This window comes from Pelorhabdus sp. sgz311002, assembly GCF_056134285.1.
This window is the reverse complement of the sequence record NZ_JBWBCL010000002.1, coordinates 288,081-312,838: the sequence shown is the minus strand read 5'-3', so window position 1 is coordinate 312,838 and position 24,758 is coordinate 288,081. Positions and strand designations below refer to the sequence as shown.

25 protein-coding genes and 1 tRNA gene are annotated in these 24,758 nt (G+C 47.4%); 24 read left to right on the top strand and 2 right to left on the bottom strand.

What is annotated here, in order from left to right:
• Nucleotides 1-16: 16 nt before the first annotated feature.
• The 8 genes from cphA to AC0NJP_RS05355 all read left to right on the top strand — a co-directional run bounded on the left by cphA (nt 17) and on the right by AC0NJP_RS05355 (nt 9,831).
• Nucleotides 17-2,662, top strand: a complete 2,646-nt coding sequence (gene cphA, locus AC0NJP_RS05390) for a cyanophycin synthetase (protein WP_474699063.1) — start codon at nt 17-19, stop codon at nt 2,660-2,662.
• A gap of 91 nt (nt 2,663-2,753) precedes the next feature.
• Nucleotides 2,754-3,617, top strand: a complete 864-nt coding sequence (gene ispE, locus AC0NJP_RS05385; RefSeq protein WP_474699062.1) for a 4-(cytidine 5'-diphospho)-2-C-methyl-D-erythritol kinase — start codon at nt 2,754-2,756, stop codon at nt 3,615-3,617.
• A gap of 1 nt (nt 3,618) precedes the next feature.
• A complete protein-coding gene (locus AC0NJP_RS05380; RefSeq protein ID WP_474039204.1) occupies nt 3,619-4,302 on the top strand; it encodes a GntR family transcriptional regulator in 684 nt (227 codons plus the stop codon).
• A gap of 26 nt (nt 4,303-4,328) precedes the next feature.
• Nucleotides 4,329-5,099: an NTP transferase domain-containing protein gene (locus AC0NJP_RS05375; RefSeq protein WP_474699061.1), complete on the top strand. Its 771-nt coding sequence runs from the start codon at nt 4,329-4,331 to the stop codon at nt 5,097-5,099.
• 215 nt (nt 5,100-5,314) lie between these two features.
• The gene (purR, locus tag AC0NJP_RS05370) at nt 5,315-6,124 is read left to right on the top strand and encodes a pur operon repressor (protein ID WP_474039202.1); all 810 of its coding nucleotides are present in this window, start codon (nt 5,315-5,317) and stop codon (nt 6,122-6,124) included.
• A gap of 23 nt (nt 6,125-6,147) precedes the next feature.
• Entirely contained in the window at nt 6,148-7,356 is a 1,209-nt protein-coding gene (ilvA, locus tag AC0NJP_RS05365) for a threonine ammonia-lyase (protein WP_474699060.1), read from the top strand.
• Nucleotides 7,357-7,477: 121 nt separating this feature from the next.
• Nucleotides 7,478-8,860, top strand: a complete 1,383-nt coding sequence (gene glmU, locus AC0NJP_RS05360; protein ID WP_474699059.1) for a bifunctional UDP-N-acetylglucosamine diphosphorylase/glucosamine-1-phosphate N-acetyltransferase GlmU — start codon at nt 7,478-7,480, stop codon at nt 8,858-8,860.
• A gap of 20 nt (nt 8,861-8,880) precedes the next feature.
• The gene (locus AC0NJP_RS05355) at nt 8,881-9,831 is read left to right on the top strand and encodes a ribose-phosphate diphosphokinase (RefSeq protein WP_474039307.1); all 951 of its coding nucleotides are present in this window, start codon (nt 8,881-8,883) and stop codon (nt 9,829-9,831) included.
• 121 nt (nt 9,832-9,952) lie between these two features.
• Here AC0NJP_RS05355 and AC0NJP_RS05350 read toward each other — a convergent pair whose 3' ends face one another.
• Nucleotides 9,953-11,356 (bottom strand): nitrilase-related carbon-nitrogen hydrolase, encoded by a 1,404-nt coding sequence (locus tag AC0NJP_RS05350; protein WP_474699058.1) that lies wholly within the window; start codon nt 11,354-11,356, stop codon nt 9,953-9,955.
• Between the two features lie 253 nt (nt 11,357-11,609).
• Here AC0NJP_RS05350 and pth point away from each other — a divergent pair, with 253 nt between their 5' ends.
• The 14 genes from pth (at nt 11,610) to AC0NJP_RS05280 (ending at nt 22,324) form a co-directional block, all read left to right on the top strand.
• Nucleotides 11,610-12,176 (top strand): aminoacyl-tRNA hydrolase, encoded by a 567-nt coding sequence (gene pth, locus AC0NJP_RS05345; protein ID WP_474699057.1) that lies wholly within the window; start codon nt 11,610-11,612, stop codon nt 12,174-12,176.
• 9 nt (nt 12,177-12,185) lie between these two features.
• Nucleotides 12,186-13,424, top strand: a complete 1,239-nt coding sequence (locus tag AC0NJP_RS05340; RefSeq protein ID WP_474699131.1) for a radical SAM family protein — start codon at nt 12,186-12,188, stop codon at nt 13,422-13,424.
• Between the two features lie 134 nt (nt 13,425-13,558).
• Entirely contained in the window at nt 13,559-13,756 is a 198-nt protein-coding gene (gene rpmE / locus AC0NJP_RS05335; RefSeq protein WP_474039198.1) for a 50S ribosomal protein L31, read from the top strand.
• A 104-nt stretch (nt 13,757-13,860) separates the two neighbouring features.
• Nucleotides 13,861-14,769, top strand: a complete 909-nt coding sequence (locus tag AC0NJP_RS05330) for a DUF1385 domain-containing protein (RefSeq protein WP_474699056.1) — start codon at nt 13,861-13,863, stop codon at nt 14,767-14,769.
• Nucleotides 14,762-15,829: a peptide chain release factor 1 gene (gene prfA, locus AC0NJP_RS05325; protein ID WP_474699055.1), complete on the top strand. Its 1,068-nt coding sequence runs from the start codon at nt 14,762-14,764 to the stop codon at nt 15,827-15,829. The genes AC0NJP_RS05330 and prfA overlap by 8 nt, the downstream gene beginning before the upstream one ends.
• A 2-nt stretch (nt 15,830-15,831) precedes the next feature.
• A complete protein-coding gene (prmC, locus tag AC0NJP_RS05320; protein WP_474699054.1) occupies nt 15,832-16,698 on the top strand; it encodes a peptide chain release factor N(5)-glutamine methyltransferase in 867 nt (288 codons plus the stop codon).
• 2 nt (nt 16,699-16,700) lie between these two features.
• On the top strand, nt 16,701-17,750 hold the full coding sequence (locus AC0NJP_RS05315) for an L-threonylcarbamoyladenylate synthase (protein WP_474699053.1): 1,050 nt from the start codon (nt 16,701-16,703) through the stop codon (nt 17,748-17,750).
• Nucleotides 17,751-17,808: 58 nt separating this feature from the next.
• Nucleotides 17,809-18,360, top strand: coding sequence for a manganese efflux pump MntP (locus AC0NJP_RS05310; RefSeq protein WP_474699052.1), 552 nt, complete (start codon nt 17,809-17,811; stop codon nt 18,358-18,360).
• A gap of 15 nt (nt 18,361-18,375) precedes the next feature.
• Nucleotides 18,376-18,846 carry a low molecular weight protein arginine phosphatase gene (locus AC0NJP_RS05305; RefSeq protein ID WP_474699051.1) on the top strand — a complete coding sequence of 157 codons (471 nt, stop codon included), beginning with the start codon at nt 18,376-18,378 and terminating at the stop codon, nt 18,844-18,846.
• A gap of 40 nt (nt 18,847-18,886) precedes the next feature.
• Entirely contained in the window at nt 18,887-19,324 is a 438-nt protein-coding gene (gene rpiB, locus AC0NJP_RS05300; RefSeq protein WP_474039191.1) for a ribose 5-phosphate isomerase B, read from the top strand.
• Nucleotides 19,325-19,336: 12 nt separating this feature from the next.
• A complete protein-coding gene (locus AC0NJP_RS05295) occupies nt 19,337-19,909 on the top strand; it encodes a TIGR01440 family protein (protein ID WP_474699050.1) in 573 nt (190 codons plus the stop codon).
• A 26-nt stretch (nt 19,910-19,935) separates the two neighbouring features.
• Nucleotides 19,936-21,183, top strand: a complete 1,248-nt coding sequence (gene glyA, locus AC0NJP_RS05290; protein ID WP_474699049.1) for a serine hydroxymethyltransferase — start codon at nt 19,936-19,938, stop codon at nt 21,181-21,183.
• 21 nt (nt 21,184-21,204) lie between these two features.
• Nucleotides 21,205-21,831 (top strand): uracil phosphoribosyltransferase, encoded by a 627-nt coding sequence (upp, locus tag AC0NJP_RS05285; protein ID WP_474039188.1) that lies wholly within the window; start codon nt 21,205-21,207, stop codon nt 21,829-21,831.
• 82 nt (nt 21,832-21,913) lie between these two features.
• Entirely contained in the window at nt 21,914-22,324 is a 411-nt protein-coding gene (locus tag AC0NJP_RS05280; protein WP_474699048.1) for a deoxycytidylate deaminase, read from the top strand.
• Between the two features lie 310 nt (nt 22,325-22,634).
• Here AC0NJP_RS05280 and AC0NJP_RS05275 read toward each other — a convergent pair.
• A tRNA-Ser gene (locus AC0NJP_RS05275) sits at nt 22,635-22,725 on the bottom strand.
• A gap of 185 nt (nt 22,726-22,910) precedes the next feature.
• On the opposite strand from AC0NJP_RS05275, the gene AC0NJP_RS05270 reads away from it, so the two are divergent.
• Both AC0NJP_RS05270 and AC0NJP_RS05265 read left to right on the top strand, forming a co-directional pair.
• A complete protein-coding gene (locus AC0NJP_RS05270; protein ID WP_474039186.1) occupies nt 22,911-23,594 on the top strand; it encodes a MazG nucleotide pyrophosphohydrolase domain-containing protein in 684 nt (227 codons plus the stop codon).
• 126 nt (nt 23,595-23,720) lie between these two features.
• Nucleotides 23,721-24,752, top strand: coding sequence for a glycosyltransferase family 4 protein (locus AC0NJP_RS05265; protein WP_474039185.1), 1,032 nt, complete (start codon nt 23,721-23,723; stop codon nt 24,750-24,752).
• Nucleotides 24,753-24,758: the final 6 nt, after the last annotated feature.

Genomic DNA, 24,758 nt, shown 5'->3' with positions numbered 1-24,758 from the left:
GAGGTGGCATATATTCATGCATATCCTAGCATTGCGGTCGATTGACGGCCCCAATATTTACAGCTATTCACCAGTGATCAAGGCGATTGTAGATATTGGGAAGTACGAATCTGTATCGACTCGGGAAATAGGCGGCTTTACAGAGCGCCTATTGCAATGTCTGCCTTCCCTGGCGAAGCATAGCTGCTCGCGGGGCTATCCCGGCGGTTTTGTGGAACGATTGCGGGAGGGAACCTATCTAGCTCACGTATTTGAACATGTCGCGATTGAACTGCAGAATTTAGCTGGCTTTTCCGTTGCTTTTGGCAAAACGCGTCGAACCGAAGGCGCAGGACACTACGATGTAGTTTATAGTTATGAGGAAAAAATGGTGGGGCTGCAAGCGGCTCAATTAGCGGAGGCGCTGCTGCGGTTAGTGTTGGCGGAAAAGAAATTTTTTGGTGAAAGCTTTGTACAAGAGCTTAAGCAAACAGCAGCAAAATATGCTTTAGGGCCAAGTACAAAAGCAATTATTGACGCAGCGAAGAAGCGCCATATTCCAGTTACACAGCTAGACGGCGACAGTTTGTATTTGTTAGGTTATGGTTGTAAGCAACAGAAAATATGGGCGGCTTTAACGGATCAAAGCAGTGCTGTTGCAGTCGATGTGGCTTGTCATAAAGAACTGACAAATCATCTGTTAGCCCAGAATCTTATTCCTGTGCCGCGCGGCTTTGCCGTATCTTCCTGGGAAGAAGCGACGACGAAAGCGGCGCTGTTTACCAGCTCTGTAGCGGTAAAACCTGTCAATGGAAATCAAGGGCGCGGCGTGAGCTTAGACATACGAAGTGAAGCGCAGCTAAGACGCGCCTATGAGGCGGCCGCAGTCTATAGTGATACGGTGCTGGTTGAGGAATATGTGCCAGGCTATCAGTATCGCTTCTGTGTGGTGGGCGGGAAGGTCGTGGCGGCAGCGGAACGTTTGGCCGCGCGGGTTCTTGGCGATGGACTGCACACGGTACGTGAACTTGTCGCCAAGGAGAACGAAAATGAGCTGCGGGGCGAAGAACATGAAAAACCGCTGACCAAACTTCGACTTGATGCCGTTGCTTTAAGCACTTTGGCTAAGCAACAGCTAAGTCCTGACAGTATTCCGGCAGCGGGACGCCTTGTATTTATCAGAGAGAATGCCAATATTAGTTCAGGTGGTACGGCAGTGGATGTGACGGATGCGCTGCATCCGGCCTTTCGCGCTACCGTAGAACGGGCCGTCCGCTTAATTGGACTTGATGTAGCGGGTGTCGACGTGGTAGCCAAAACAATCTGTCAGCCACTGGAAGGTCAGGGAGCGATTATTGAAATTAATGCGGCCCCGGGACTTCGTATGCACTTATATCCGTCGGCAGGGAAACCGCGCGATGTGGCTGGGGCCATAGTAGATATGCTTTTTGCCGACGGTAGCCAAGGGCGGATTCCCATTGCGGCGATCACGGGTACGAATGGCAAAACTACAGTTACACGTCTCGTAAGCCATATATTAAGTCGCCAAGGTTTTACTGTGGGAATGACGAGTACAGATGGAATCTTTATTGGCAATACCTGTATTCAAGAAGGCGATCGCAGCGGTCCGGCTAGCGCTTCGGTTGTACTACGGGATCCGCTTACGCAGATTGCGGTTCTTGAGACAGCCCGTGGCGGAATTTTACGGTCGGGCCTTGCCTTTGATTTTTGCGATGTCGGTGTTGTGACAAATATAACGGAAGACCACTTGGGGCAATACGGCATCGAAAGTCTTGATGATATGGCTTATATTAAATCGCTGGTGCTGGAGCGAGTGAAACCTGACGGTACCGCTTTGATTAATGCCGATGATCCGCAAGTAGTTGCTATGGCTAAGCGGGTAAAAGCGAAATGCCTTTATTTCAGTCTTTCCGCTGAAAATGTGATTGTACGGCGCCATTTGGGTGTCGGCGGTGAAGCCTTTTTTGTTAAAAATGATATGATTTATCAGGCAAAAGGCAATGAAGCGCGCCCAGTTGCACCGATTCATACAATTCCGATTACGTTAGGTGGAGCCGCTTTGCACAATGTACAGAATGCGCTAATTGCCGCTGCTGCCGCCTTTGCTTTAGGGGTGCCACTGCCAAAAATCCAGGAAGGACTCGTTTCCTTTGAAAAAAATCCAGGGCGTTTGACGATTCGGCAAGTAGGCGCTGTGCGAATTTGTATTGACTATGGTCATAATCCAGCAGGCTACAGTGCTTTAATTCAGACAGTGAAGCAGCTTGGCGCGAAACGACTTGTCGGCGTCATTGCGGCGCCAGGCGATCGGCAGGATAGCTGCATTTTAAATATCGGACGTAAAGCTGGCTGCGGTTTTGACAAGGTAATTATTAAGGAAGATGAGGATTTGCGCGGTCGCCGTCCCGGTGAAGTAGCTGCACTTTTGCGGCAGGGAATGATGGAAGGCGGGCTTACGGCCAAGCAGATTGAAGTGATTTATTCAGAAACAGAAGCGGTTCGAGCGGCTTTAACGCAGGCTAAGGCAGGAGATTTAATTGTTATCTTTTATGAGAAGTATCGCTTGGTTGATGAAATCGTAACAGCTTATGAAGCAGAAGCCGCAGCGGATCCTCACTCTTTTTCCGGCGAAAGCGAGCCTGTTGAGCAGGCATTTACTTGACTTTGTCGAATAGGACTTTGTAAAATAGAAGGACAAGGATGCGTAAAAGCCGAAATCGGCTTTGCGCCAAGTGAATGAATAAGGAGATGCCGTGGTAGAAGTAAAGGCCTATGCCAAAATTAACTTAGCTCTTGATGTGCTCCATAAACGTTCCGACGGCTATCATGCCGTCAATATGATTATGCAGTCTGTTGATTTGTATGACGAGGTGACGCTGGAAACGGCGCCATCGGGAATTACGGTGTGTACAGATCGTAGCGATTTGCCAGGCGGACCGTCCAACTTAGCCTATCGGGCGGCCGCTCTTTTTCAGGAGACTTGTTCGCTATCGGCTGGCGTATACATTACACTGCATAAAAAAATCCCTATGGCTGCGGGATTGGCTGGCGGCAGTTCTGATGCGGCCGCCGTATTAATCGGGATGAACGAATTATTTCAAACTGGCTTGTCGCAGGCAGAGCTCGAAGCAATTGGTGCAAAAGTCGGTTCTGATGTGCCCTTTTGCCTAACTGGCGGGACGCAGCTGGCTACAGGACGCGGCGAACAGCTGCAGCGTTTGCCCGATTTGCCACCCCTCTGGTTTCTGTTGGTGAAACCGTCGCTTGCTGTGGCGACAAGCTGGGTCTATCAAAATTACTCGGCTGAAAAAGTTTCATGCCGCCCTGATGTAGCGGTCATGACCAAAGCTTTGGCTAGTGGCGATATGCAGGCTTTAGTGCAAAGCAGTGCCAATGTATTGGAATCAGTTACTCTGGCGCATTATCCTGAAGTTGCCGCTATTAAAGCGCAGCTTGCTCAAGCGGCGCCGCTTGTGACGTTGATGTCAGGCAGTGGCCCGACGGTGTTTGCCCTGTTTACCACTAGAGACAAGGCTTTGGCTGCCGCTGAACAGTTGCAAGACAAAGAAGATTTATTTATTACTGTGGTGAAAAATGTTGTGGGGAGGAACGTGTAAGATGGAGAGGCGTCTATTGCCGATCAAATTAGATAGTTACAAGCCCTTACGGGAAGTGGTCAGTGAAACACTTCGTGAGGCGATTACGAGCGGGGTACTGCAGCCGGGAGAACGGCTTATGGAAATTCAGCTTGCTGAGGAACTTGGCGTAAGCCGTACGCCTGTAAGAGAGGCGATTCGTAAACTGGAGCTGGAAGGCTTTGTTGTTATGATTCCTCGGCGCGGCACTTATGTAGCTGATTTATCAATTAAAGATGTCAATGAGGTATTTGAAATTCGTACAGCCCTGGATGTTTTGGCAGCCGGTTTGGCAGCAGAGCGAATTACTGATGAAGAGTTAGAAGAGCTTGAGCGAATTTTAGTGCAAATCGGCGAATGTATCGAGAAAAACGATATGGAACCAATTGTTGAGCTTGATAGCCAGTTTCATGATATTCAGTATCGGGCTTGTCGCAATGATAGACTTGTTGGGATCATTAATAATCTTCGCGAACAGTTTACACGGTTTCGCTCTATTTCTATGGCTTTTCCGGGCCGAATTAAAAATACGTTGGAAGAGCATAGCCGCCTTGTCGAGGCCATTGCTTCCCGCGATCCGGAACTAGCTCAGAAATTAGCGCGTGAACATATGGAAAATGCCGAACAAACGTTACTCCTAGATATGAACCATCGGCGTCAGGTTTAACCTGACGTCGCAGGAGGCGCAGGGCTTTGAAACTAGACGCTATTGTTTTGGCTGGCGGACAAAGTGGTCATGACTTATATGAAATTACTCAAACGAAAGAGCGCGCGTTGCTGCCTATTGCCGGAAGACCTATGGTGCTTTGGGTCATAGAGGCACTGCTAGCGAGCGATCTTGTCAAGCGAATTATCGTAGTGGGCGACATCGACATCGCTACGCTTGCTTCCTGCGCTTTCCCTGCCGCTGTTTCGATTGTGTCAGGCGGTGCTACGTTATTAGAAAGTCTGCAGCGAGGGTTGGCCGAGGTGCAAGCGGCTCAAAAAGTATTCATTGCTTCCGCCGATATTCCGCTTTTGACGGGTCAGACTGTCCGTGATTTTTTTGCAGCTACTTTGCCTGGTACAGCCGACTTGTATTATCCTATTGTCACGAAAGCGATTATGGATCAAACCTTTCGCACGACTAAAAGAACCTATGTGAAGCTTAAGGATGGGTTGTTTACGGGCGGCAATCTTTTTTTGGCCAATCCAGCCGTTTTACCGCAATGCATTAAACAAGCCGACTATTTACTTCAGCATCGTAAACAGCCTGTAGCGCTTTGCCGCTTTTTAGGTTTTTCTTTTCTGTTACGTTTTTTAGCGGGGCAGCTTTCCTTGTCGCACATTGAAGAACGGGCATCGGCATTGTTGGGTTTTCAGGGCGCGGTGATCAATGGTCCGTTTCCTTTGGTGGCTATGGATATTGATAAGGCGGCGGATTTGGAGACGGCTACTGCTTTTTTACGGCGGTTAACAAATTAAACTTCTGATTGTTAGCGAAGGCGATTTTAATTATAGAGTTAGCAAGACAAAAGCAATTTATAAAACATAAAAGAGAAGCTATCAGGGGAATCCTCTTGATAGTTATTTTTTTGCCGAAAAAATAAGCAGGATTTACCGCGAAAAGAGAGAAAGTGAATAAAAATAGAAATTTAGCAGTTAATGTTCGGAATTTTAGGTAAACTGGAGGACTTTTCATGGATAAAGTACGGAGAATGGACCGTTTGGTGGCAATGACGAAAGTTCTTGTCGACCATCCCCATCAACTCTTTCCGTTAAATTATTTTAATCGGCTCTTTACAGCGGCAAAATCAACCCTGAGTGAAGATATGCTGACAATTAAACAAGCGTTACAGCATTTTGAAATGGGAACGTTAGAAACCGTATCTGGTGCAGCTGGCGGCGTTCGTTATCTGCCGTATCATTCTGAAGCTGTTATCGCTAGGGAGTTAACGGCGATTGCTGAGCGCTTGAGTACAGCAGAACGGATGATTCCCGGCGGTTTTTTATATATGTCAGACCTGCTCTTTGATCCTGGGCTTATGGAACTTGTCGGTGAGTTCTTTTTGACGCGGTTTCGTGATGCCAATCCCGACTATATTATGACAGTAGAAACCAAAGGAATTCCTCTAGCGCTTATGACGGCCAGAGCGTTTCGCGTTCCCTTGGTCATTGTACGCCGCGGCAGCCGCGTAACCGAAGGATCGGCTGTAAGCATTAATTATGTGACAGGCTCATCCCGGCGGATTCAGACCATGTCTTTACCGAAACGGGCGATTCGCGATGGCGCTAGAGTCTTGATTATTGATGACTTTATGAAAGCTGGCGGTACGGCTGCTGGCATGGTTGATTTAGCCAAAGAGGTTGGCGCTGAGGCTGTGGGCGTTGGCGTTCTTGTGGCGACACAGGAACCAGAAGTGAAGATGATTGAAAATTATACGGCGTTGCTTATCTTGGAAAGCGTCAATGAGCATAATAAAACTGTGCAGATTCGGCCCGTATTGTAAAATAGGCAAAGGGAGGATTTTTTATGAAAACGGTAACGGCGCAGGATATCGAGCTTGCTTATGAAACCTTAAAGGATGCCATTCACTTTACGACGCTTGACCGCAGTCGAACTTTTAGTGAAATGGCAGGTCAGCCGATTTATTTGAAACTCGAAAATCTCCAAAAGACAGGCTCTTTTAAAATTCGCGGTGCCTATCATAAAATTGCTTCTTTATCAGACGCGGAAAAAAGTCATGGCGTTATTGCCGCTTCAGCGGGAAACCATGCGCAGGGAGTCGCTTATGCGGCAGGGCTGCAAAATATTCCTGCTACGATTGTTATGCCGGAAGCAGCGCCGCTGGCCAAGGTTATGGCATCGCGCGGTTATGGCGCAAAAGTAGTACTTTATGGCTCGTGTTATGACGAGGCGTATCAAAAGGCGGCAGAGCTTAAGGAAACAGAAGGTTTGACCTTTATCCATGCTTTTAATGATCCACAGGTCATTGCCGGTCAAGGAACGATTGGTTTAGAAATTTTGCAACAACTTCCCAACGTAGATCAGATCTTTGTGCCCATTGGCGGCGGCGGTCTGGCGGCGGGAATCGGCGCCTATATCAAAGCCAAGGCGCCTCACGTAAAAGTGATTGGTGTGGAAGCCAGCGGTGCGGCGAGTATGTATCTTTCCAAAGCGCGTCATGTGCTTACGCCTATATGTGATGCGACGACGATTGCCGACGGGATTGCCGTTAAAGTTCCCGGAGATTTAACCTTTCCCATTATTGATGAAACCATTGATGAAATTGTGCTTGTGGAGGAAGAAGAAATTGCCGCTGCCATTTTGTTAATGTTGGAACGGTCGAAGCTTATGGTCGAAGGCGCTGGCGCAGTGTCTTTGGCGGCGGCGCTAAAGAGCAAGGGAAGATTTAAAGGGAATTCCGTTTGCCTCATTTCTGGCGGTAACATTGATGTGAACTTTATTGCCCGAATGATTGAACGCGGTCTGGTCCAATCAGGACGGCGCGTGAAACTTGCCACACTTGTACCTGATCGACCAGGGGCGTTGCAGCACGTATTGGCGCTGATTGCGCAAGCCAAAGCAAATGTAGTGCATGTGCTGCATGATCGGATTGAACGCCAAGTTCCGATTGGCCAGGCTGTGCTTGAAATCAGTTTGGAAACGCGCGATAGCGGCCATACAGCCGAAATTGTTGCGTTGCTGCAACACGAAGGGTATCAAGTTACGGTGATTTAAGATACTATTTTTTTACAAGAAATCTTGTAAAGTCTAACTATTCTGTGAAGGAATAGTTAGACTTTTGTCGAAGAGAACTCGTTGTGCACTTTTGCGAATTTTTCTGTCAGGAGGAATTTAGATGACGAATATCCCCTGTACGGCGGTTATTTTAGCTGCGGGCAAAGGAACAAGGATGAAATCATCCTTGCCGAAAGTCCTTCATAAGATCGGCGGTAAGTCGCTTGTACAGCATGTAATCGATGCGGCAAAGGGAGCTGGTGTTTCCCAGCAGATTGTTGTAGTCGGTTTTGGCGGCGATCATGTGAGACAGGCTTTAGCGGGACAGGCTATGTTTGCTGAGCAAAAAGAGCAGCTTGGAACGGGGCATGCTGTATTGCAGGCGCTGCCGCAGATTCCCGCTGGGGAAGGAACCGTTATGGTGCTTTGCGGCGATACGCCATTGCTTACAGTAGAGATGCTGCAAAATTTGCTCACAGAGCATGAGGCAGCCGGGGCCAAAGCGACAGTCCTTACGGCTCATATGCCGGATGCGACTGGCTATGGGCGGGTGATTCGCGATGAAGCTGGTCAAGTAGTAAAGATTGTAGAGCAAAAGGACGCTTCGCCGGAAGAACTAGCTGTTCGTGAAATCAATACAGGGATCTACTGCTTTGAACAAAATGCGTTGGCTAAGGCGCTTGCCGCAACGAATTGCAATAATGCGCAAGGCGAGTATTACCTCACTGACGTAATCGCTATCTTGGCAAAGGCTGGAGAAAAGGTTTGGGCAGTAGCCGCTGCTGACTATGAGGCGACAAGCGGGATTAATTCGCGGCGCCAATTGGCGGCAGCCGAATTAGTATTGCGTAAGCGTAAACTTGATGAACTTATGGATCAAGGCGTTACGATTATGGATGTGAACTCTACCTTTATTGACGAAACGGTGACGATTGGTCCGGATACGATTATCTATCCCTTTACCTGGATTGAGGGGGATACGGTGATTGGCAGTGGCTGTGAAATTGGGCCGAACAGTCGGTTGCAGAACTGCTGCATTCGTGACGACGTCACGATCCACTTTTCCTATGCCCATGACTGCACGGTGGAAAGTCAGGCTATTGTAGGTCCTTATGCTCACTTACGGCCTGATACGCATCTTGCATTTGGCGTTAAAGTGGGAAACTTTGTGGAAGTGAAAAATTCTACAATAGGTAAAGGTTCCAAACTGCCCCATCTAAGCTATATTGGCGACACCGATATGGGTGAGCATGTAAATATTGGCTGTGGTACGATTACAGTCAATTATGACGGCTATGAAAAGCATCGGACAACCATTGGCGACCATGCTTTTATTGGCTGCAACAGCAATTTGGTGGCACCTGTTACGATTGAGGACGATACTTTTATCGCGGCAGGATCGACGATTACGAAAGACGTTCCCAAGGGAGCATTAGGAGTGGCAAGAAGTCGGCAGACGATTTTGCCGGGATGGACCGAAAAAATGCAAAACAAAAGAAAGTAATTTTGGAGGGTGTACAAGTGATGTTAGATGACAGTAAACGGCTGCGCATATTCAGCGGCAATGCCAACAAAAAGCTGGCTGAAGAAATTGCAGCTTGTTTAGGAATCGCCGTAGGGGAAGCTTCCGTAGGGCATTTTAATAATGGGGAAACACAGGTTATGATTGGCGAGAGCGTTCGTGGTACCGATGTATTTATTATTCAGCCTACCTGCACGCCGGTGAATGATCACTACATGGAACTTTTGATCATGGTAGATGCTTTGAAACGGGCTTCAGCCAACCATATTACTGCCGTCATTCCCTACTATGGCTATGCGCGGCAAGACCGTAAAACACGGGGACGGGAACCTATTTCGGCCAAACTTATGGCGAATCTGTTAACCACCGCTGGTGTGACTCGTGTTGTTACGATGGATTTGCATGCTGGTCAGATTCAGGGATTTTTTGATATTCCTGTGGACCATCTGCCTGGCGGTCCAATCTTGGCTGATTACATTACCTCTAAAAACTTGGGTGATTTAGTTGTTGTTTCACCAGATCTTGGCGGTGTAACAAGAGCGCGGCAATTAGCTGACCGTTTGGAAGCGCCGATTGCTATTATTGAAAAACGCCGCCCCGAACCAGGCGTGGCTGAAGTAATGAACTTGATCGGCAGCGTCGAAGGGAAAAATGCAATTATTGTTGATGATATTGTTGATACGGCTGGTTCTTTGACCGAAGGTGCTAAAGCCCTGCAGCGGCTTGGCGCAAAAAGCGTATATGCTTGCTGTACTCATGGCGTTTTAAGCGATCCGGCTGTACAGCGTATTCAAGATTCCAATATTACGGAATTGATCATTACGAACACAATTCCTTTGCCTGACAGTAAGAAAATAGATAAAATTAAAGTTTTGTCAGTTGCACCGCTTATGGCCGAAGCCATTATTCGCATTTTCGGCGAACTTTCCGTAAGCAAATTATTTGACGATTAATTTGGCGACTCGAAGCAAGCAGATAGTTAAACATAGCAAAACTTGCTTTTCATAGAATAGATGGCCGTCCCTTAGGGGACGGTCTTTTTTTATGACGCGAAAGGGCGGCGGAATTAGGCTTTTAGTGATCAAGCATACAAGGTTTTAAGCGATAAGATAAGCGATACATAGTAAAGGCTGTTCCTAACAAACAAAGCCAGGCAAACCAGTCTCCCAACCGACTATATAGGGAATCGCCGCTACTTAGGGGAGTTTGAACAACTAGGGCGGCGCCTTGGTTACTGGTAGAAGCGGTTCCCAACAAGCGGCCACGGCTATCGCTGACCGTAAGTAGTCCCCATTGGGCGGCGCGGGCTACGGCAAAATTTCCCTCGACACCGCGCAAAATGGCGACGCGGCCATGGAGCCAGCCGTCGACGTGGAAATCCAAGGCTGGTACTAGCACAAGACCGACGCCCTTCTGGCTGTACTTCATAGCTGGAAAAGCAAAGTCCATATCTTTGCAGATCGCAAGGCCCGCAGCGGCAGTATCAATGCATGGCAAGATCGTAAGAGCTAGACCGGGGCTATAGCTATTTTCATAGGGAGAAAGTAAATGTTGCTTGTCATACGAATCGACTAAAGAGCCGTCTGGACCAAAGGCGAGGGCTGCATTACGGAGCTTTTCTTTTTGTAAGCTTAGGCCGACGACGAGTGCAACGTGGTTTTTCTGAGCGGCTTGACTAAGTAGCGATAGACCTGTTTCTTGGGCTGACGGAGCTAAAAAATCGATTTTTTCGGGAAATAGTACAAGCTGGGCGCCAGCATTGGCTAAGAGGGGCATTTTGTCAATATAATGCTGCAAGGAGTTGTTCACAGTTGTTGGGTCTTGGTTGCGTAATTCTTCAAATGTTGTGGGGACAGCGGCTAAGCCGATGGTCATAACTGGACTTACAGTCGGTCCATAAAGGCGATAGAATCCAAACAGAACCACGATTGTCAAAAGTCCGCCCACGACTAGTGCTGGAATTCGCCAAGCGGCGCCGTTGTTATGAATATGCCAAATCGCAGCCAAACTGGCAGGGAGAAGCATCAGTAGAAAAGTAATTCCCCAGATGCCAGTTACCGAGGCGAGTTGGATAATCGGGAGATTGAGCACTTGCGTGTATGCCAAACTTTCCAAGGTGCCTAAGGAAGAAAGCTGGGACTGGATAAATTCGTAGGCAGTCCAGGCTGCAGCAAAGGCCAGTGGCGCTAGCGGTTGATTCAAGGAGCGGAATGTTGATCGAAACAGCAAGATTGCTAAAGTAAAAGCAGTTGCACTAAGGAGCGTTGTACTGAAAAATAAGAGCAAAGGCAGATAGCCAAACTGATTTAAGGCACCTAGAATAAATGCGACAAATGAGGCCAAGGCAGTTTTGGTCGCTTTAGCTTCCAGCGAATATAGGCATAACGGCAATGGCGCTAACCAAGTTAAGAGCCAGTGCTCATAAAAGCCTGTAGAAAAATAAAATAAGAAAGCGCTCAGGCCAGCAAAGAAAATCATAGAAAGTCTCCTTTCTCCTACTGTGTTCTCTAGTTGGCAAGGAAGCCCTTTGGGCATTGCGATTGTGTAAAGAGTCGAAAAGACCGATCCTGATTTAAGGGTCGGCTGTGGGCTATACCGAAATATGTTATAATAGATGAAATATTGCCAAGGAGAAAGCGGGCGCTGTTGCAACAGGTTAGCGCTTTTGCTATATTATACCCATTGGGTTGAATGGTAATAGTTTATTACTTGAGGATTTTAGGTGAGATAAATGAAATTAGTAATCGGTCTGGGCAATCCCGGCAGAGAATATGAGGCGACGCGTCATAATATCGGGTTTATGGCTGTGGATCGCTTAGCAAAACGCTGGGAGACGCCTGATTGGCGGCGCTGGGAAGAGGCGCTCATTACTGAGCAGCGCTTTCAAAGGGGAAAAGTGATTCTAGTAAAGCCGCAAACCTATATGAATTTAAGCGGTGTAGCTGTACGCCAACTAGCGAACTTCTACAAAATCGACTTAGCTGACATGCTGGTGATCTATGATGATATGGATCTTGCTGTTGGCAAACTTCGGTTTCGGGCGAAAGGCTCTTCTGGCGGCCACCGCGGCATTGAGTCAATGATTGCTGAACTAGGGGACAATCATTTTTCTCGGTTGAAAGTGGGAATCAGTCATCCTGGCGGCCGACGCAAAGTCGTTGATCATGTGCTGACCCCCTTTACGCCAGAAGAAAGCGAAGCCATTGAAGCGGCCTTAGCGCGATCCGAACAAGCGGTAGAAGCATGGCTACAAGAGGGAATTACGGTAGCCATGAATGGATATAACAAGAATGAGTGAGGTGAAATGATGATTACCACTTTATTTGCCGATCAACATGGCGAAATCTTTGATCAGCCAGGCAAAGCGGCAGTCGGGCGCAGCGGCGATTGCCTTGTGCCGCTTTCGCGAGAAAATATGATTTTGTTGCCCGAAGGGGCTGAACTAATGTTTCTGCCAGGACGGCGCGCCGTTGCTTGGGAGCAGGGGGAAGCAAAGGCACTTACGAATCAGGGGCTTGCTGTTGCGGCTATGCTGCCTGTAGGCTATACGCGGACGCTGCTGCCTGCTTTTATTAAAGCGGACGATGCACCAGTTTTGCCGCTCTACGGCTATACGGCGGCGGCGCTTATTGATGATGAAATTTATGTAGCTGCTGTGAAAAGTGATGATAATGCCAAGTGGCATCCTTATGCCTATAATACGCCGAAACTAAAGGGGAAGGTCCGGCGGCTTACAGAGCAGTTTCCGAAAAATCGCTTAGTAGAACATTTAGGGAATTGTTCGCTTTCCTGGCATTGCTGTACGGCGCAAAATCTCTTTTATCACCGCTGGGAAGCGGGAATTCCCACATCGCCTGTTTGTAACGCCAATTGCTTTGGCTGTATTTCGCTGCAACCATCAGAGTGCTGCCCATCGCCGCAGACGCGCATTGCCTTTACGCCGACACCGGAAGAGGTGGCGGAAATTGGCGCCTATCATCTGGCGACAGCGGAAGATGGGATCATCAGTTTCGGCCAAGGCTGCGAAGGGGAACCGTCTCTCGCCTATGAAACGATTGCTGCTGCGATACAACAGATTCGGGCCGTAACCGATCAGGGGATTCTCAATATCAATACGAACGCGGGCTTTACGACAGGAATCAAAGCGATTGTGGATGCTGGACTCAATAGTATGCGTGTCAGCATTAATAGTCCTACCGAGGCTGTCTATCAGGCTTATTATCGGGCTGGTTACGATTTGGCGGCGGTAAAGGAATCAATTCGCTATGCCAAGAGCAAAGGAGTTTTCGTATCGCTCAACATGCTCTTTTTCCCAGGAATCAATGACTGTGAGTCGGAAGTCGCTGCCTGGGAAAGTTTTATCAAGGAACTCGCGATTGATATGATTCAGTTGCGTAATTTGAATGTAGACCCTGATGAACTCATGGCCATTATGCCGCAAATGACTTCAGCCGCTATAGGCGTAAAGCCCATGATAAAAAGATTGCAGCAGGCGGCGCCATCCCTCGTGATTGGCAGCTTCAGCCATTATACTAAGGAAGAATAATTCTTTGGTTTTTCTTTCGCTTTTCGTGTTGCACAGAAAAGTCGATTGTGCTATAATTCATAGGTAAACTGTAGGGGTTCTATGCACTATGTCAAAGAACATGGTGATGCTAGTAAAAGTGAGGTGCAGAAATTATGAAGGAAAACATTCATCCTAATTTTGGCGAAGCCAAAGTAGTTTGCGGCTGTGGCAACACATTCACAACTGGTTCTGTGAAAAAAGAACTGCGCGTTGATGTTTGCTCTAAATGCCATCCTTTCTATACGGGTCAGCAGAGAAACATTCAGGCTGGCGGTCGTATTGAAAAATTCAATAAACGTTACGGTAACTAAGAATGATAGGTTCAGCAGAGCACATACATGCTCTGCTGTATTTATATCTATTAGTTTATCAGATAATATAGACAAGAAGAACAATGGATCAAAGGAGAACTGGAGTGAAACCAAAAGTATATATTGGTGGCCAGGCTGTGATTGAAGGCGTTATGATGCGCGGGCCGAAGCATATCGCTACAGCTGTTCGCGAACCAGGCGGGACGATTGTGATTGATAAATCGCCCCTGACTTCAATTATGGACCGCTATCCTATTTTAAAGAAGCCGATGCTTAGGGGCGTTGTTGCGCTAGTGGAGTCGCTGGTATATGGTTTAAAATCGCTTTCCTATTCGGCTCAAGCGGCCGGTGAGGAAGAAGAAGCCTTATCTGATAAGGAAATTGCTATGACGATGATTGTTTCGTTGGCAATTGGTATTGGTTTGTTTGTGATTTTGCCTACCTATGCGGCCAAAGCCCTTCATTCTTCCCTAGATAATCCGATTTTGCTCAACCTTCTAGAGGGATTGTTGCGGCTTGTGATCTTTTTTGCCTATATTTATGGAATTTCGCGTATGGGAGAGATTCAACGGGTTTTTCAGTATCACGGCGCTGAGCATAAAACGATTCACGCTTACGAACAAGGACTTCCCCTAACGGTAGAAAATATTCGGCCGCAGAGTCGGTTGCATCCACGGTGTGGTACGAACTTTCTCTTAATTGTCATGGTCGTAAGCATCGTGTTGTTTGCTTTTCTCGGGTGGCCTGATTTAATTGAACGAATTGTTTCACGGATCATTCTCATGCCAGTTGTAGCGGGGCTTGCCTATGAAGTAATCCGCTTTGCCGGACGTAGTGAAAGTCCTTTCGTGGCATTTGCCATACAGCCAGGCTTATGGTTGCAGAATTTAACGACTCGCGAACCAAGCGACGATCAGATTGAAGTTGCCGTTGCTGCGCTGGAAGCAGTCAATCCGGCTAGTGAGTCAGAACAAGTATTAAGTGAAGAAATAAAGGTGGATGACCATGCTTGAACAAGTACAGGCCATAGAAGATAAATTTTTAGAACTGGAAAATTTAATTAGCGATCCTGTTGTACTGGCTGACCAAGCTCAGTGGCAAAAGCATACGCGCGCTCATGCCCAGCTTATGCCAATTGTGGCAAAATATCGCGAATATAAAGAAGTGCATCAAGAACTTGCTGATACAGAAGAGCTTTTGCGAGAAAAACTTGATGATGAAATGCGTTCTTTAGCCCAGTCGGAATTAAATGAGCTAAAAGATCGGTTTGCAGTGCTGAGCGAGGAATTGCGTATTCTGCTGTTGCCGAAAGATCCCAATGACGGTAAAAATGTTATCGTTGAAATTCGTGGCGGTGCCGGCGGCGACGAAGCGGCTCTATTTGCGGGCGATCTCTTCCGCATGTATACGCGTTATGCCGAAACAAAAGGTTGGCGTACGGAAATACTTGAGTCGAATCCGACGGAACTTGGCGGCTTCAAGGAAGTTATTTTTCTGATTGAGGGCGATAGTGTTTACAGTCGCTTAAAATTTGAAAGCGGCGTGCACCGTGTACAGCGGATTCCGACGACAGAATCTGGCGGGCGGATTCATACATCAACAGTGACTGTTGCTGTATTGCCAGAAGCCGAGGAAGTCGATATTGAAGTCAATCAAAATGATTTAAAAATTGACACCTATTGTGCCAGCGGCGCTGGCGGACAGCATGTCAATAAGACAGAGTCGGCTGTGCGAATTACTCATTTGCCAACAGGCGTCGTCGTTACTTGTCAGGATGAAAAATCCCAACTAAAAAATCGTGATAAAGCCATGCGTGTATTACGAGCAAAACTGTTAGAATTAGCCCAGCAGCAACAGCATGCTGAAGTGGCGCAGGAGCGAAAAAGTCAAGTTGGGACAGGCGACCGCAGCGAGCGGATTCGGACCTATAACTTCCCGCAGGGCCGTGTGACCGATCATCGGATTGGTCTGACTCTTCATAAATTAGATTTTGTTCTTAACGGCGATCTTGATGAAATTGTTCATGCTTTGGTTACGGCGGATCAAAGCGAACGGCTGCGGCAGGGGCAGTAGCTATGGCTGAAATGTGGACGATTGGCCGTATTTTAGCTTGGACGAAGCAGTACTTTGCAGCCAAAGGCGTGGAATCTCCGCGCCTTGACGCCGAAGTACTGCTTTCCCATATTTTAAAGCAAGATAGAATTTATTTATATGTGCACTTTGATCAGCCGCTTACGCCAGAAGAACTTACTGCTTATCGGGAAGCGGTGAAAGAACGAGCGCAGCGTTTGCCTGTTGCTTATATTACAGGCTATAAAGAATTTATGGGCCTTAACTTTGTCGTTTCCCCGTCCGTTCTGATTCCGCGCCCTGATACGGAGATTCTTGTAGAAGCAGTCCAAAAGCGTCTTGCTCAATATGAGGATATTTCGTTTGCTGATCTTGGTACAGGCAGCGGCGCAATTGTCGTAAGTCTGTTGACATTGTTGCCTAAAGCCAAGGCGGTAGCTGTTGATATTTCTGAAGCGGCGCTTATTATAGCTGAGCAAAATGCCAAGAATCACCAGGTACAGGACCGCTTAGACTTATGTTGCGGCGATTTTACGCAGGCTTTATCAGGACGCTTTCAAGCGATTGTTTCCAACCCTCCCTACATTCCTGATGACGAGGTGAGGACTTTAGCGCCGGAAGTATTAAAAGAGCCAAGTCTTGCCTTAAAAGGCGGCAACGACGGCCTTGATTTTTACCGACGTTTGTTATGTGATTGCGCGCCACTGCTTACGGATGATGGGTTTCTAGCGATAGAAATTGGAATTGATCAAGCTGAACCACTGCAGGCACTCGCTGCAGCATCGCCCTTTCAGGTACAGGAGATTGTGAAGGACTATGGCGGGATTGAGCGCGTTATGGTCTTTGTAAAAAAAGAATCAAAGAAGGAATAACAATGGAAACTCATTATTATAAATTGTCGGCGGAAAATCCGAGCCATAAAGTGATTGAAGCAGCAGGGGCCTTGCTACGCCAGGGCGGTCTTGTGGCTTTTCCTACTGAGACTGTGTATGGTTTAGGGGCGAATGGCTACTGTGCTGAAGCGGTGGCGGCGATTTATGCCGCCAAGGGACGCCCTTCCGACAATCCGCTGATTTTACATATTGCCTCTTTAGCTATGCTCGATGAACTGGTTGCGACAGTGCCGGTAGCAGCGGAAAAAGCCTTACAAGCCTTTTGGCCCGGTCCTTTGACGATTATCGCGCCGAAGAGTTCGCGCGTTCCCCTGGCGGTAACTGGCGGACTTGATACCGTTGCTGTGCGCTATCCGTCCTCAGTAATTGCTCGGGAGTTGATTGCTGCGGCTAACGTACCGATCGCAGCACCGAGCGCCAATCGCTCCGGCAAGCCTAGCCCGACGACGGCGCAGGCCGTGTTGGAGGATTTAGACGGACGAATTGATATGATTATTGATGGCGGGCCTTGTGATATTGGCTTGGAATCTACGGTGCTTGATTGTACTGGTGATATTCCGGTAATTTTACGACCAGGCGGTATTACCTATGAAATGCTTGTACAAGAGCTAGGACAAGTCGAGGTCGATCCTGGTTTATCTTTAGGCGCTCAGGCAGCGCCGAAGGCGCCTGGTATGAAATATCGCCATTATGCGCCAACTGCGCCGCTGATACTGTTTGAAGGGCCGGAGCAGGCCGTCCAAACGGCTATGCAAGAGCGAGTGGCGCAAGAGACAAAGCAGGGACGGCGGCTGGGGCTGCTCATTTGTGAAGAGTGGCGGTCTTTATTTCAAATGGTAGAATCTGTCGAAACCTTTGGTTCCCTCTTAGACCTTGATGCTGTGGCTGGACAGATTTTTGGCGCACTACGGTCTTTTGACCATGAATCGGTTGATCTCATTTTAGCGCAGGGAATTCCTGAATCGGGAATTGGTCGAGCGGTGATGAATCGGTTGCGTAAAGCGGCCGGTCAGCAAATTGTAAAAGTATAATCCTAGAGGTTTGCGCGGCTTTTTTCCTTCATATAGTTACTAAAAGGAGGAGAGGCCTATGTCGCTTTGGGAGGTTTTACTACTCAGCATTGCCTTAGGGGCTGACCTGTTTTCTGTGGCTGTGCCGATTGGGATGCAAGGGCTTGAGAAAGAACGTATTTTCTTTTCTTCTGTGGTTTTTGCCTGTTTTCATATTTTTATGATTTGGGCTGGTTATTTTTTTGGTCACTTACTTGGCGATGTTCTTACGGCTCAGGCGAGCGCTTTTGGAGCAACGATTTTAATTTTGCTTGGCTGCAACATGCTATGGGAGCAAAAACAAGGCAAGGAAATGCGATCTTGCCGCTTGCGCGGCGGCGCTTTGGTGAGCCTGGCTGTCAGTGTCAGTCTTGATGCTTTTGTTGCGGGAATTGGCTTAGGCATACTTGAAGTCAATCTGCTCTTTTTCAGCTTAATTCTCGGCTTGACGATTTTTGTTATTAGTTTTTGCGGGTTTACTTTAGGCGATAAGCTGGGAGCTTTCGTAGGTCGCTATGCCCCTGTTCTAGGCGGAGTGCTTTTAGCCGCTTTCGGCATGCAGACATTGTTACGAGTTTTTTGGCTAAAATAGAAGGAGGAGAGTCCTTTGTTGCAAATTCTCATTTTATGTACAGGAAATACTTGCCGCAGTCCTATGGCGCAGCTCTTGCTGCAAGAGCGCATTAAAGAAGCGGAAATGACGCATGCCTTTACCGTAAAATCAGCCGGTCTGGCGGCATTTCCTGGTCAGGCCGCTTCGGCGGGAGCCACGCAAGCGATGAAATCGCGCGGAATTGATGCCAAGATGCATCGTTCGCGGTTGCTGACGGAAGATGATCTTGTTTCAGCCGACCTTATACTGACTATGACGCAAGGCCATAAGAATCAAGTATTGCAGCTCTTTCCTAAGGCCAAGAGCAAAGTGTTTACTTTGGCTGAATATACGGGCAGCCTTGCCGATGTGTCAGATCCTTTTGGCGGTGATTTAGCGGAATATGAGCGTTGCGCCCGCATGCTATCAGAACTTGTTGATCTTGCCTGGGAAAAGTTGCAGACTTCGGCAGGAAAAAATCAGTAAACGGAGAATCATGAGGAGAATAGTCAAAGGGGGTACAAAAGTGAAAATTGCAATAGGCAGTGATCACGGCGGCTTACGTCTGAAAGAAGAACTAAAAGCGCGCCTGGAAGAAAGACAGATCGAATTTCATGATTTTGGCGCTTATACAGAGGAATCGGTGGACTATCCTGACTATGCCAAAGCAGTGGCTGAAGCTGTCGTCGCCGGTGACTATGAGCGCGGAATCCTTATTTGCGGCACAGGAATCGGTATTTCTATTGCAGCTAATAAGGTAAAAGGAATTCGCGCCGCTCTTTGCTGCGATGTCTTTTCAGCGAAAATGTCGCGCGAGCATAATGACGCCAATATCTTGGCTCTGGGCGAGCGGGTAACAGGACCGGGGCTTGCTTGTATGATTTTAGATACATGGCTGGATACTCCTTTTGCTGGCGGTCGTCATGAGCGTCGTGTTGGCAAAATTAGTGAACTCGAACAATAGAGGTGAGCATAGGTGTCACAGAAAGAATGGTTGGAAGAAATTCGTCAGGCGACCCGTGAGGCCGCTACAGAACTGCTGATGAAAGCTCAGGTAAAAGCTGGGATGGTTCTGGTTGTGGGCTGTAGTACCAGTGAAGTAAAAGGGGAAAAAATCGGCTCAGCCGGTTCGGAGACTGTAGCAGAAATTCTGCTAGCAGAGCTTCGTCAGGCCGCCGTTCGTCGTCAGGTTTTTTTAGCCATACAATGCTGTGAGCATTTAAACAGGGCTCTCGTTGTAGAACGGGAAGCTCAGGAAAGATACGGCTGGACAGAAGTCTCCGTATTGCCGCGGCCTCATGCCGGCGGTGCGTTAGCGGCTCAGGCCATGACCGATTTCAGCGATCCTGTCGTGGTAGAAACGATTCAGGCTCATGTGGGTCTTGATATTGGCTGTACGCTCATTGGCATGCATTTAAAGGCTGTAGCTGTACCACTGCGTCTTACGCAAAAAACAATTGGACAAGCTCTGTTGGTGGCGGCAAGAACGCGACCTAAGCTGATCGGCGGTCAACGGGCTGTTTATCATGAAGAAGTACTCGTCAAATAATACAACACTTTGTTAGGGGGCACATCATGTCGTTCTTGGAACAGGTAGATCCGGAAATTGCTAAACTTATTGCTTTAGAAAAACAACGTCAGCAAAATAAGCTGGAACTGATTGCATCAGAAAACTTTGTCAGTGAAGCGGTTATGGAAGCGCAAGGTTCTGTTTTGACGAATAAATACGCTGAGGGCTATCCCAAGCATCGTTATTACGGCGGCTGTGAACATGTCGATGTAGTAGAACAATTGGCTATTGATCGGGCGAAAGCTCTGTTCGGCGCTCCTTACGTCAATGTGCAGCCTCATTCTGGCGCTCAGGCGAATATGGCTGTTTTTTTCGCCCTGCTCTCACCTGGTGATACCATTCTCGGTATGAATTTATCCCATGGCGGTCATTTGACTCATGGCAGCCCCGTTAATTTTTCCGGTAAATGGTTTAAAGTTGTTGCTTACGGCGTTGATGAACAGACCCAGTGCATTGATTATGACGCAGTGCGCAAATTGGCGTTAGAAAATAAGCCGAAGCTCCTGGTTGCAGGCGCCAGTGCGTATCCGCGCGTCATTGATTTTGCCCGTCTTGCAGCGATTGCTCATGAGGCAGGCGCGTTGCTTATGGTCGATATGGCTCATATTGCTGGACTTGTGGCAGCAGGCCTTCATCCCAGTCCTGTACCGCATGCTGATATTGTTACGACGACGACTCACAAAACGTTACGCGGACCGCGTGGCGGTATGATTCTCTGCCGGGAAGAGCAGTACGCGAAAGCAGTGAATAAAGCGATTTTCCCCGGAATTCAAGGTGGCCCGCTTATGCATGTGATTGCAGCGAAAGCTGTTGCCTTGCAGGAAGCTAGCACGGAAGCTTTTAAAGCTTATCAGCAGCAGATCGTAAAAAATGCGGCAGCTTTGGCGGCGAAACTGACGAAATCCGGTTGCACACTTGTGTCGGGTGGTACGGATAATCACTTATTGCTGCTAGATGTGCGGCCGCAAAACTTAACAGGCAAAGAAGCGGAGCATCTTTTGGATGAAGTTGGTTTGACTGTGAATAAAAACACCATACCTTTTGATCCTGCCAGCCCCTTTGTGACTAGCGGTGTTCGGATTGGTACTCCGGCAGTAACATCGCGCGGCATGGACGAAGCCGCCATGGAAGTGATTGGCGAAGTAATTGCGTCAGTGCTCACCGCACCAAATGACGAAACCATAAAAGTAGCTGCGAAAGAAAAAGTAGCGGCTCTTTGCAAAAAATTCCCTCTTTATCCTGAAAAAGCGTAAAGAGACGAAGGAGATAACAGAATGCAGATTCATGTAATTAATCATCCCTTAATCCAACATAAACTATCTTTGATTCGTGATGTAAATACAGGAACAAAGGAGTTTCGTGAACTTCTTGAAGAAATTGCTACACTAATGGCTTATGAAATTACTCGCAATCTTCCTTTAGAAGACGTTGTTATTGAAACACCTGTAGAAAAATGCCATTGCAAAATGCTGGCAGGTAAAAAAATCGGTGTTGTGCCAATTTTGCGTGCCGGTCTCGGCATGGTTAGCGGCGTACTTCGCCTGATTCCCGCAGCAAAAGTCGGTCATGTCGGTTTATACCGCGATCCCGAGAGCTTGCAGCCAGTTGAATATTACTGCAAACTGCCGACTGATGTAACAGAACGTGATTTCATCATTATTGACCCAATGCTCGCTACTGGCGGTTCTTCCGCTGCGGCGATCGATCTGTTAAAACGCCACGGTGCTAAGAACATTAAACTTATGTGTCTTGTTGCAGCGCCGGAAGGCATTAATCTTGTCAATGAACAGCATCCTGATGTAGAAATTTATACAGCAGCTGTTGATATTAAATTGAATGACCATGGCTATATTGTTCCTGGTCTTGGTGATGCAGGCGACCGGATTTTCGGTACAAAATAAGAAAAACGGCAGTTGGACTTGGTTCTAGGGAACTGTCCACTGCCGTTTTTTTGCAAAAGCGTATTGTAAAGCGAGGGTTTTTATGCGGAAAAACTGGGATGAATATTTTTTAGATATTGCTTTTCAGGTAGCTGAGCGCAGTACTTGTCAGCGGCGAAAAGTCGGCGCTGTCATTGTGAAAAACAAGCGGATTAAAGGAACTGGCTACAACGGCAGCCCGGCAGGACTGCCTCATTGCCTTGAAGAAGGCTGTCTCATGCTTGACGGTCATTGTATCCGTTGCATTCATGCGGAACCGAATGCTTTGCTGGAATGCTCGCCTGATGAACGTCATGAGGCTACCTTATACTGTACGGATAGGCCTTGTCCGGAATGTCAGAAGCTGATTATTACATCAGGAATTCAGCGCGTTGTTTTTGCTCGAGACTACGAGCCTCATACCGAGTGGTTTTCGCTGGCGACGTGGATTGAAATCGTTCATTTGCCCCGGTGAGCAAGGAATGGCAGCCATACAAGCGGAAACTATATATTAATGGTATGGTTTGGAGCCTATCGCAATGATTTCGTGATAAGGCAAAAGGGGTGTATACTCATATAGGTAGAATTAAGCATTAATCGTGGTTTTGAGCTTATGACAACTGTTTTGTGATAAGGCAGAAAGGGAGATATTACTCATAAAAGCGGAAGTCGAGTGCTAACGGTGACGCGTTATGAGTAATATCTCCCTTTCGTCTACCCGAAAAAGGCTGGGAAATGCGAAAAACCGGCTATCTACCTTCGTAAATAACCGGTTCTTCCTATTATGGCGGAGTGACAGGGATTTGAACCCTGGCAGGCCTTGCGACCTCTAACGATTTAGCAAACCGTCCTCTTCAGCCACTTGAGTATCACTCCAAGGACACTATTAGATTGTAGCATGATGAAACATCTTCTGTCAATAAGCAGTTAACCTATTTTTATGCTACAATAGAGATATAACTTAATTTTAAGTATAAAATATACAAAATCTGCCCTGCGAAGATATAATTTAGGATGGGACATTTGTCGTTGGATTGAACAAGGAATGAAAGGAAAACAAAATGGATACAATTAGCTTACCAAAATTGAATCATTTGACACCGACATTTTCTTCGACTCTTTTAAAAGCAGTAGAAGAAGCTGGGGAGTTGGCGCGGGCTGTTTTGCACTTTTTGCCGTATGGACGATCGGAAGAGGTCGGACAGATCAGTGCGATACCAAGCAAGGCAGTTGATCTGACGGCAGCCCAGCGCACTTTGCGTTCGGTGGCGGAAGAACTGTTAGATGTGGCTCAGGTTTGCGTGACTATGCTGTTTGTGATGGAAGATGAGTATCATCTGACGATTGATCAAATGATTGACAGACATTTGGCAAAACTTATGGCAAAAGGCTACTGCTTTGATCAGGGGCAAACCTATGAGATTGCAACTTGCGGTTCCTTTAAGACATTACGGCTGCCGCGGCTTTATCTTGATGAAGTAACTTTGCTTACGACGGTTTGTAAGATTCAAGAAGAGCTTGGCGAGATGACGCAGTATTTAGGCAAGATGACAGGCGCTTCCGGTGAAACCGTTCAGCTTGACTTTGCGGCTGCTCTAGATGGTTGCGCCGAAGAACTATTAGATGTAGCGCAGTGTTGTTTTACGATGATGTATATTCTCGCTGACCGCTATCAAGTTGATATTGCCGCGCTTGTAGCTGAGCATGTAGAAAAACTGGAAAAACGGGGCTATTTTACGCGGTAAATCAGACAGGAATGTACAGGCTTTCATTGACAAGTTTTTACGTGGTTTGGTACAATAGGGCTGTTGGTGCCTGGTCAGTTTTTTGGAACTTACCTTAGGTACATTAGAAAACGAGGTGCATGAATTGTGCAATCTTATGTTGTTGCTTTTATCACGGCTTTAGTTTTGGCTTATCTCATTACTCCATCCGTAATAAAGCTGGCAATCAAACTTGGGGCTATGGACGCGCCTGACGCACGCAAAGTGCATAAGCATCCGATTCCGCGGATGGGCGGACTGGCAATCTACATTGGTTTTGTCGTCGCTGTTTTGGCAAGTATGCATATGGATAAAGATATTCTTGGCCTACTCGCTGGCGGTACCGTAATTTTGCTTGTAGGTATTGCTGATGATATGTTGCAGCTGCCAGCAAAAGTGAAACTTCTCGGGCAAATTGCTGCGGCGATTGTTTTAGTTTTATTTGATATTCAGATTGAATGGTTGACAAATCCTTTCGGGGATATGATCTATGTAGAATATTTTTCTGTACCGATTACGATTCTTTGGGTTGTTGGGCTGACCAATACAGTCAACTTAATTGACGGTTTAGATGGTTTGGCCGCTGGTGTTTCAACAATTGCAGCGCTTACGATTTTGCTCGTGGCTTTGCAACAGAATTTTTGGATTGTTGCTGTGCTGACTTCGGCTCTTGCTGGTAGCGCACTTGGGTTTTTACAGCATAATTTTAATCCGGCTAAAGTTTTTATGGGTGATACAGGCAGTATGTTTTTAGGTTATATGCTTGCGGCGATTTCCATTTTGGGAACTGTAAAATCCGCTGCAACGATTGCCTTGATTGTGCCGATCGTCGCTTTGGGGCTGCCGATTATGGATACAACCTTTGCAATTATTCGCCGATATAATAGCGGACAGCCCATATTTAAGCCTGATAAAGGACATTTGCATCATCGTTTGTTAGCTATGGGCTTATCACAGAAACAAGCTGTTTTGCTCATGTATGTGATCAGTGGCTGCCTCGGTCTTAGCGCAATTGCTTTGACAGAAGTAAATATGGGGTTTGCTGCCGTCATTCTTTTCTGCCTCCTGGCGCTTGCTTTTGTTGGGGCGCGGAAGGTGGGCGTTCTGAAACAGAACGATTCGGCGCAAAGTCATTCTTGAGTATGA

Coding starts and splice junctions, on each gene's coding strand:
- glyA (WP_474699049.1), top strand. CDS start 19,936: ATGTCGTTCTTGGAACAGGTAGATCCGGAAATTGCTAAACTTATTGCT.
- glmU (WP_474699059.1), top strand. CDS start 7,478: ATGACGAATATCCCCTGTACGGCGGTTATTTTAGCTGCGGGCAAAGGA.
- prfA (WP_474699055.1), top strand. CDS start 14,762: ATGCTTGAACAAGTACAGGCCATAGAAGATAAATTTTTAGAACTGGAA.
- AC0NJP_RS05315 (WP_474699053.1), top strand. CDS start 16,701: ATGGAAACTCATTATTATAAATTGTCGGCGGAAAATCCGAGCCATAAA.
- AC0NJP_RS05340 (WP_474699131.1), top strand. CDS start 12,186: ATGATTACCACTTTATTTGCCGATCAACATGGCGAAATCTTTGATCAG.
- cphA (WP_474699063.1), top strand. CDS start 17: ATGCATATCCTAGCATTGCGGTCGATTGACGGCCCCAATATTTACAGC.
- AC0NJP_RS05350 (WP_474699058.1), bottom strand. CDS start 11,356: ATGATTTTCTTTGCTGGCCTGAGCGCTTTCTTATTTTATTTTTCTACA.
- pth (WP_474699057.1), top strand. CDS start 11,610: ATGAAATTAGTAATCGGTCTGGGCAATCCCGGCAGAGAATATGAGGCG.
- prmC (WP_474699054.1), top strand. CDS start 15,832: ATGGCTGAAATGTGGACGATTGGCCGTATTTTAGCTTGGACGAAGCAG.
- ilvA (WP_474699060.1), top strand. CDS start 6,148: ATGAAAACGGTAACGGCGCAGGATATCGAGCTTGCTTATGAAACCTTA.
- AC0NJP_RS05380 (WP_474039204.1), top strand. CDS start 3,619: ATGGAGAGGCGTCTATTGCCGATCAAATTAGATAGTTACAAGCCCTTA.
- AC0NJP_RS05310 (WP_474699052.1), top strand. CDS start 17,809: ATGTCGCTTTGGGAGGTTTTACTACTCAGCATTGCCTTAGGGGCTGAC.
- AC0NJP_RS05280 (WP_474699048.1), top strand. CDS start 21,914: ATGCGGAAAAACTGGGATGAATATTTTTTAGATATTGCTTTTCAGGTA.
- AC0NJP_RS05355 (WP_474039307.1), top strand. CDS start 8,881: ATGTTAGATGACAGTAAACGGCTGCGCATATTCAGCGGCAATGCCAAC.
- AC0NJP_RS05270 (WP_474039186.1), top strand. CDS start 22,911: ATGGATACAATTAGCTTACCAAAATTGAATCATTTGACACCGACATTT.
- upp (WP_474039188.1), top strand. CDS start 21,205: ATGCAGATTCATGTAATTAATCATCCCTTAATCCAACATAAACTATCT.
- purR (WP_474039202.1), top strand. CDS start 5,315: ATGGATAAAGTACGGAGAATGGACCGTTTGGTGGCAATGACGAAAGTT.
- rpmE (WP_474039198.1), top strand. CDS start 13,559: ATGAAGGAAAACATTCATCCTAATTTTGGCGAAGCCAAAGTAGTTTGC.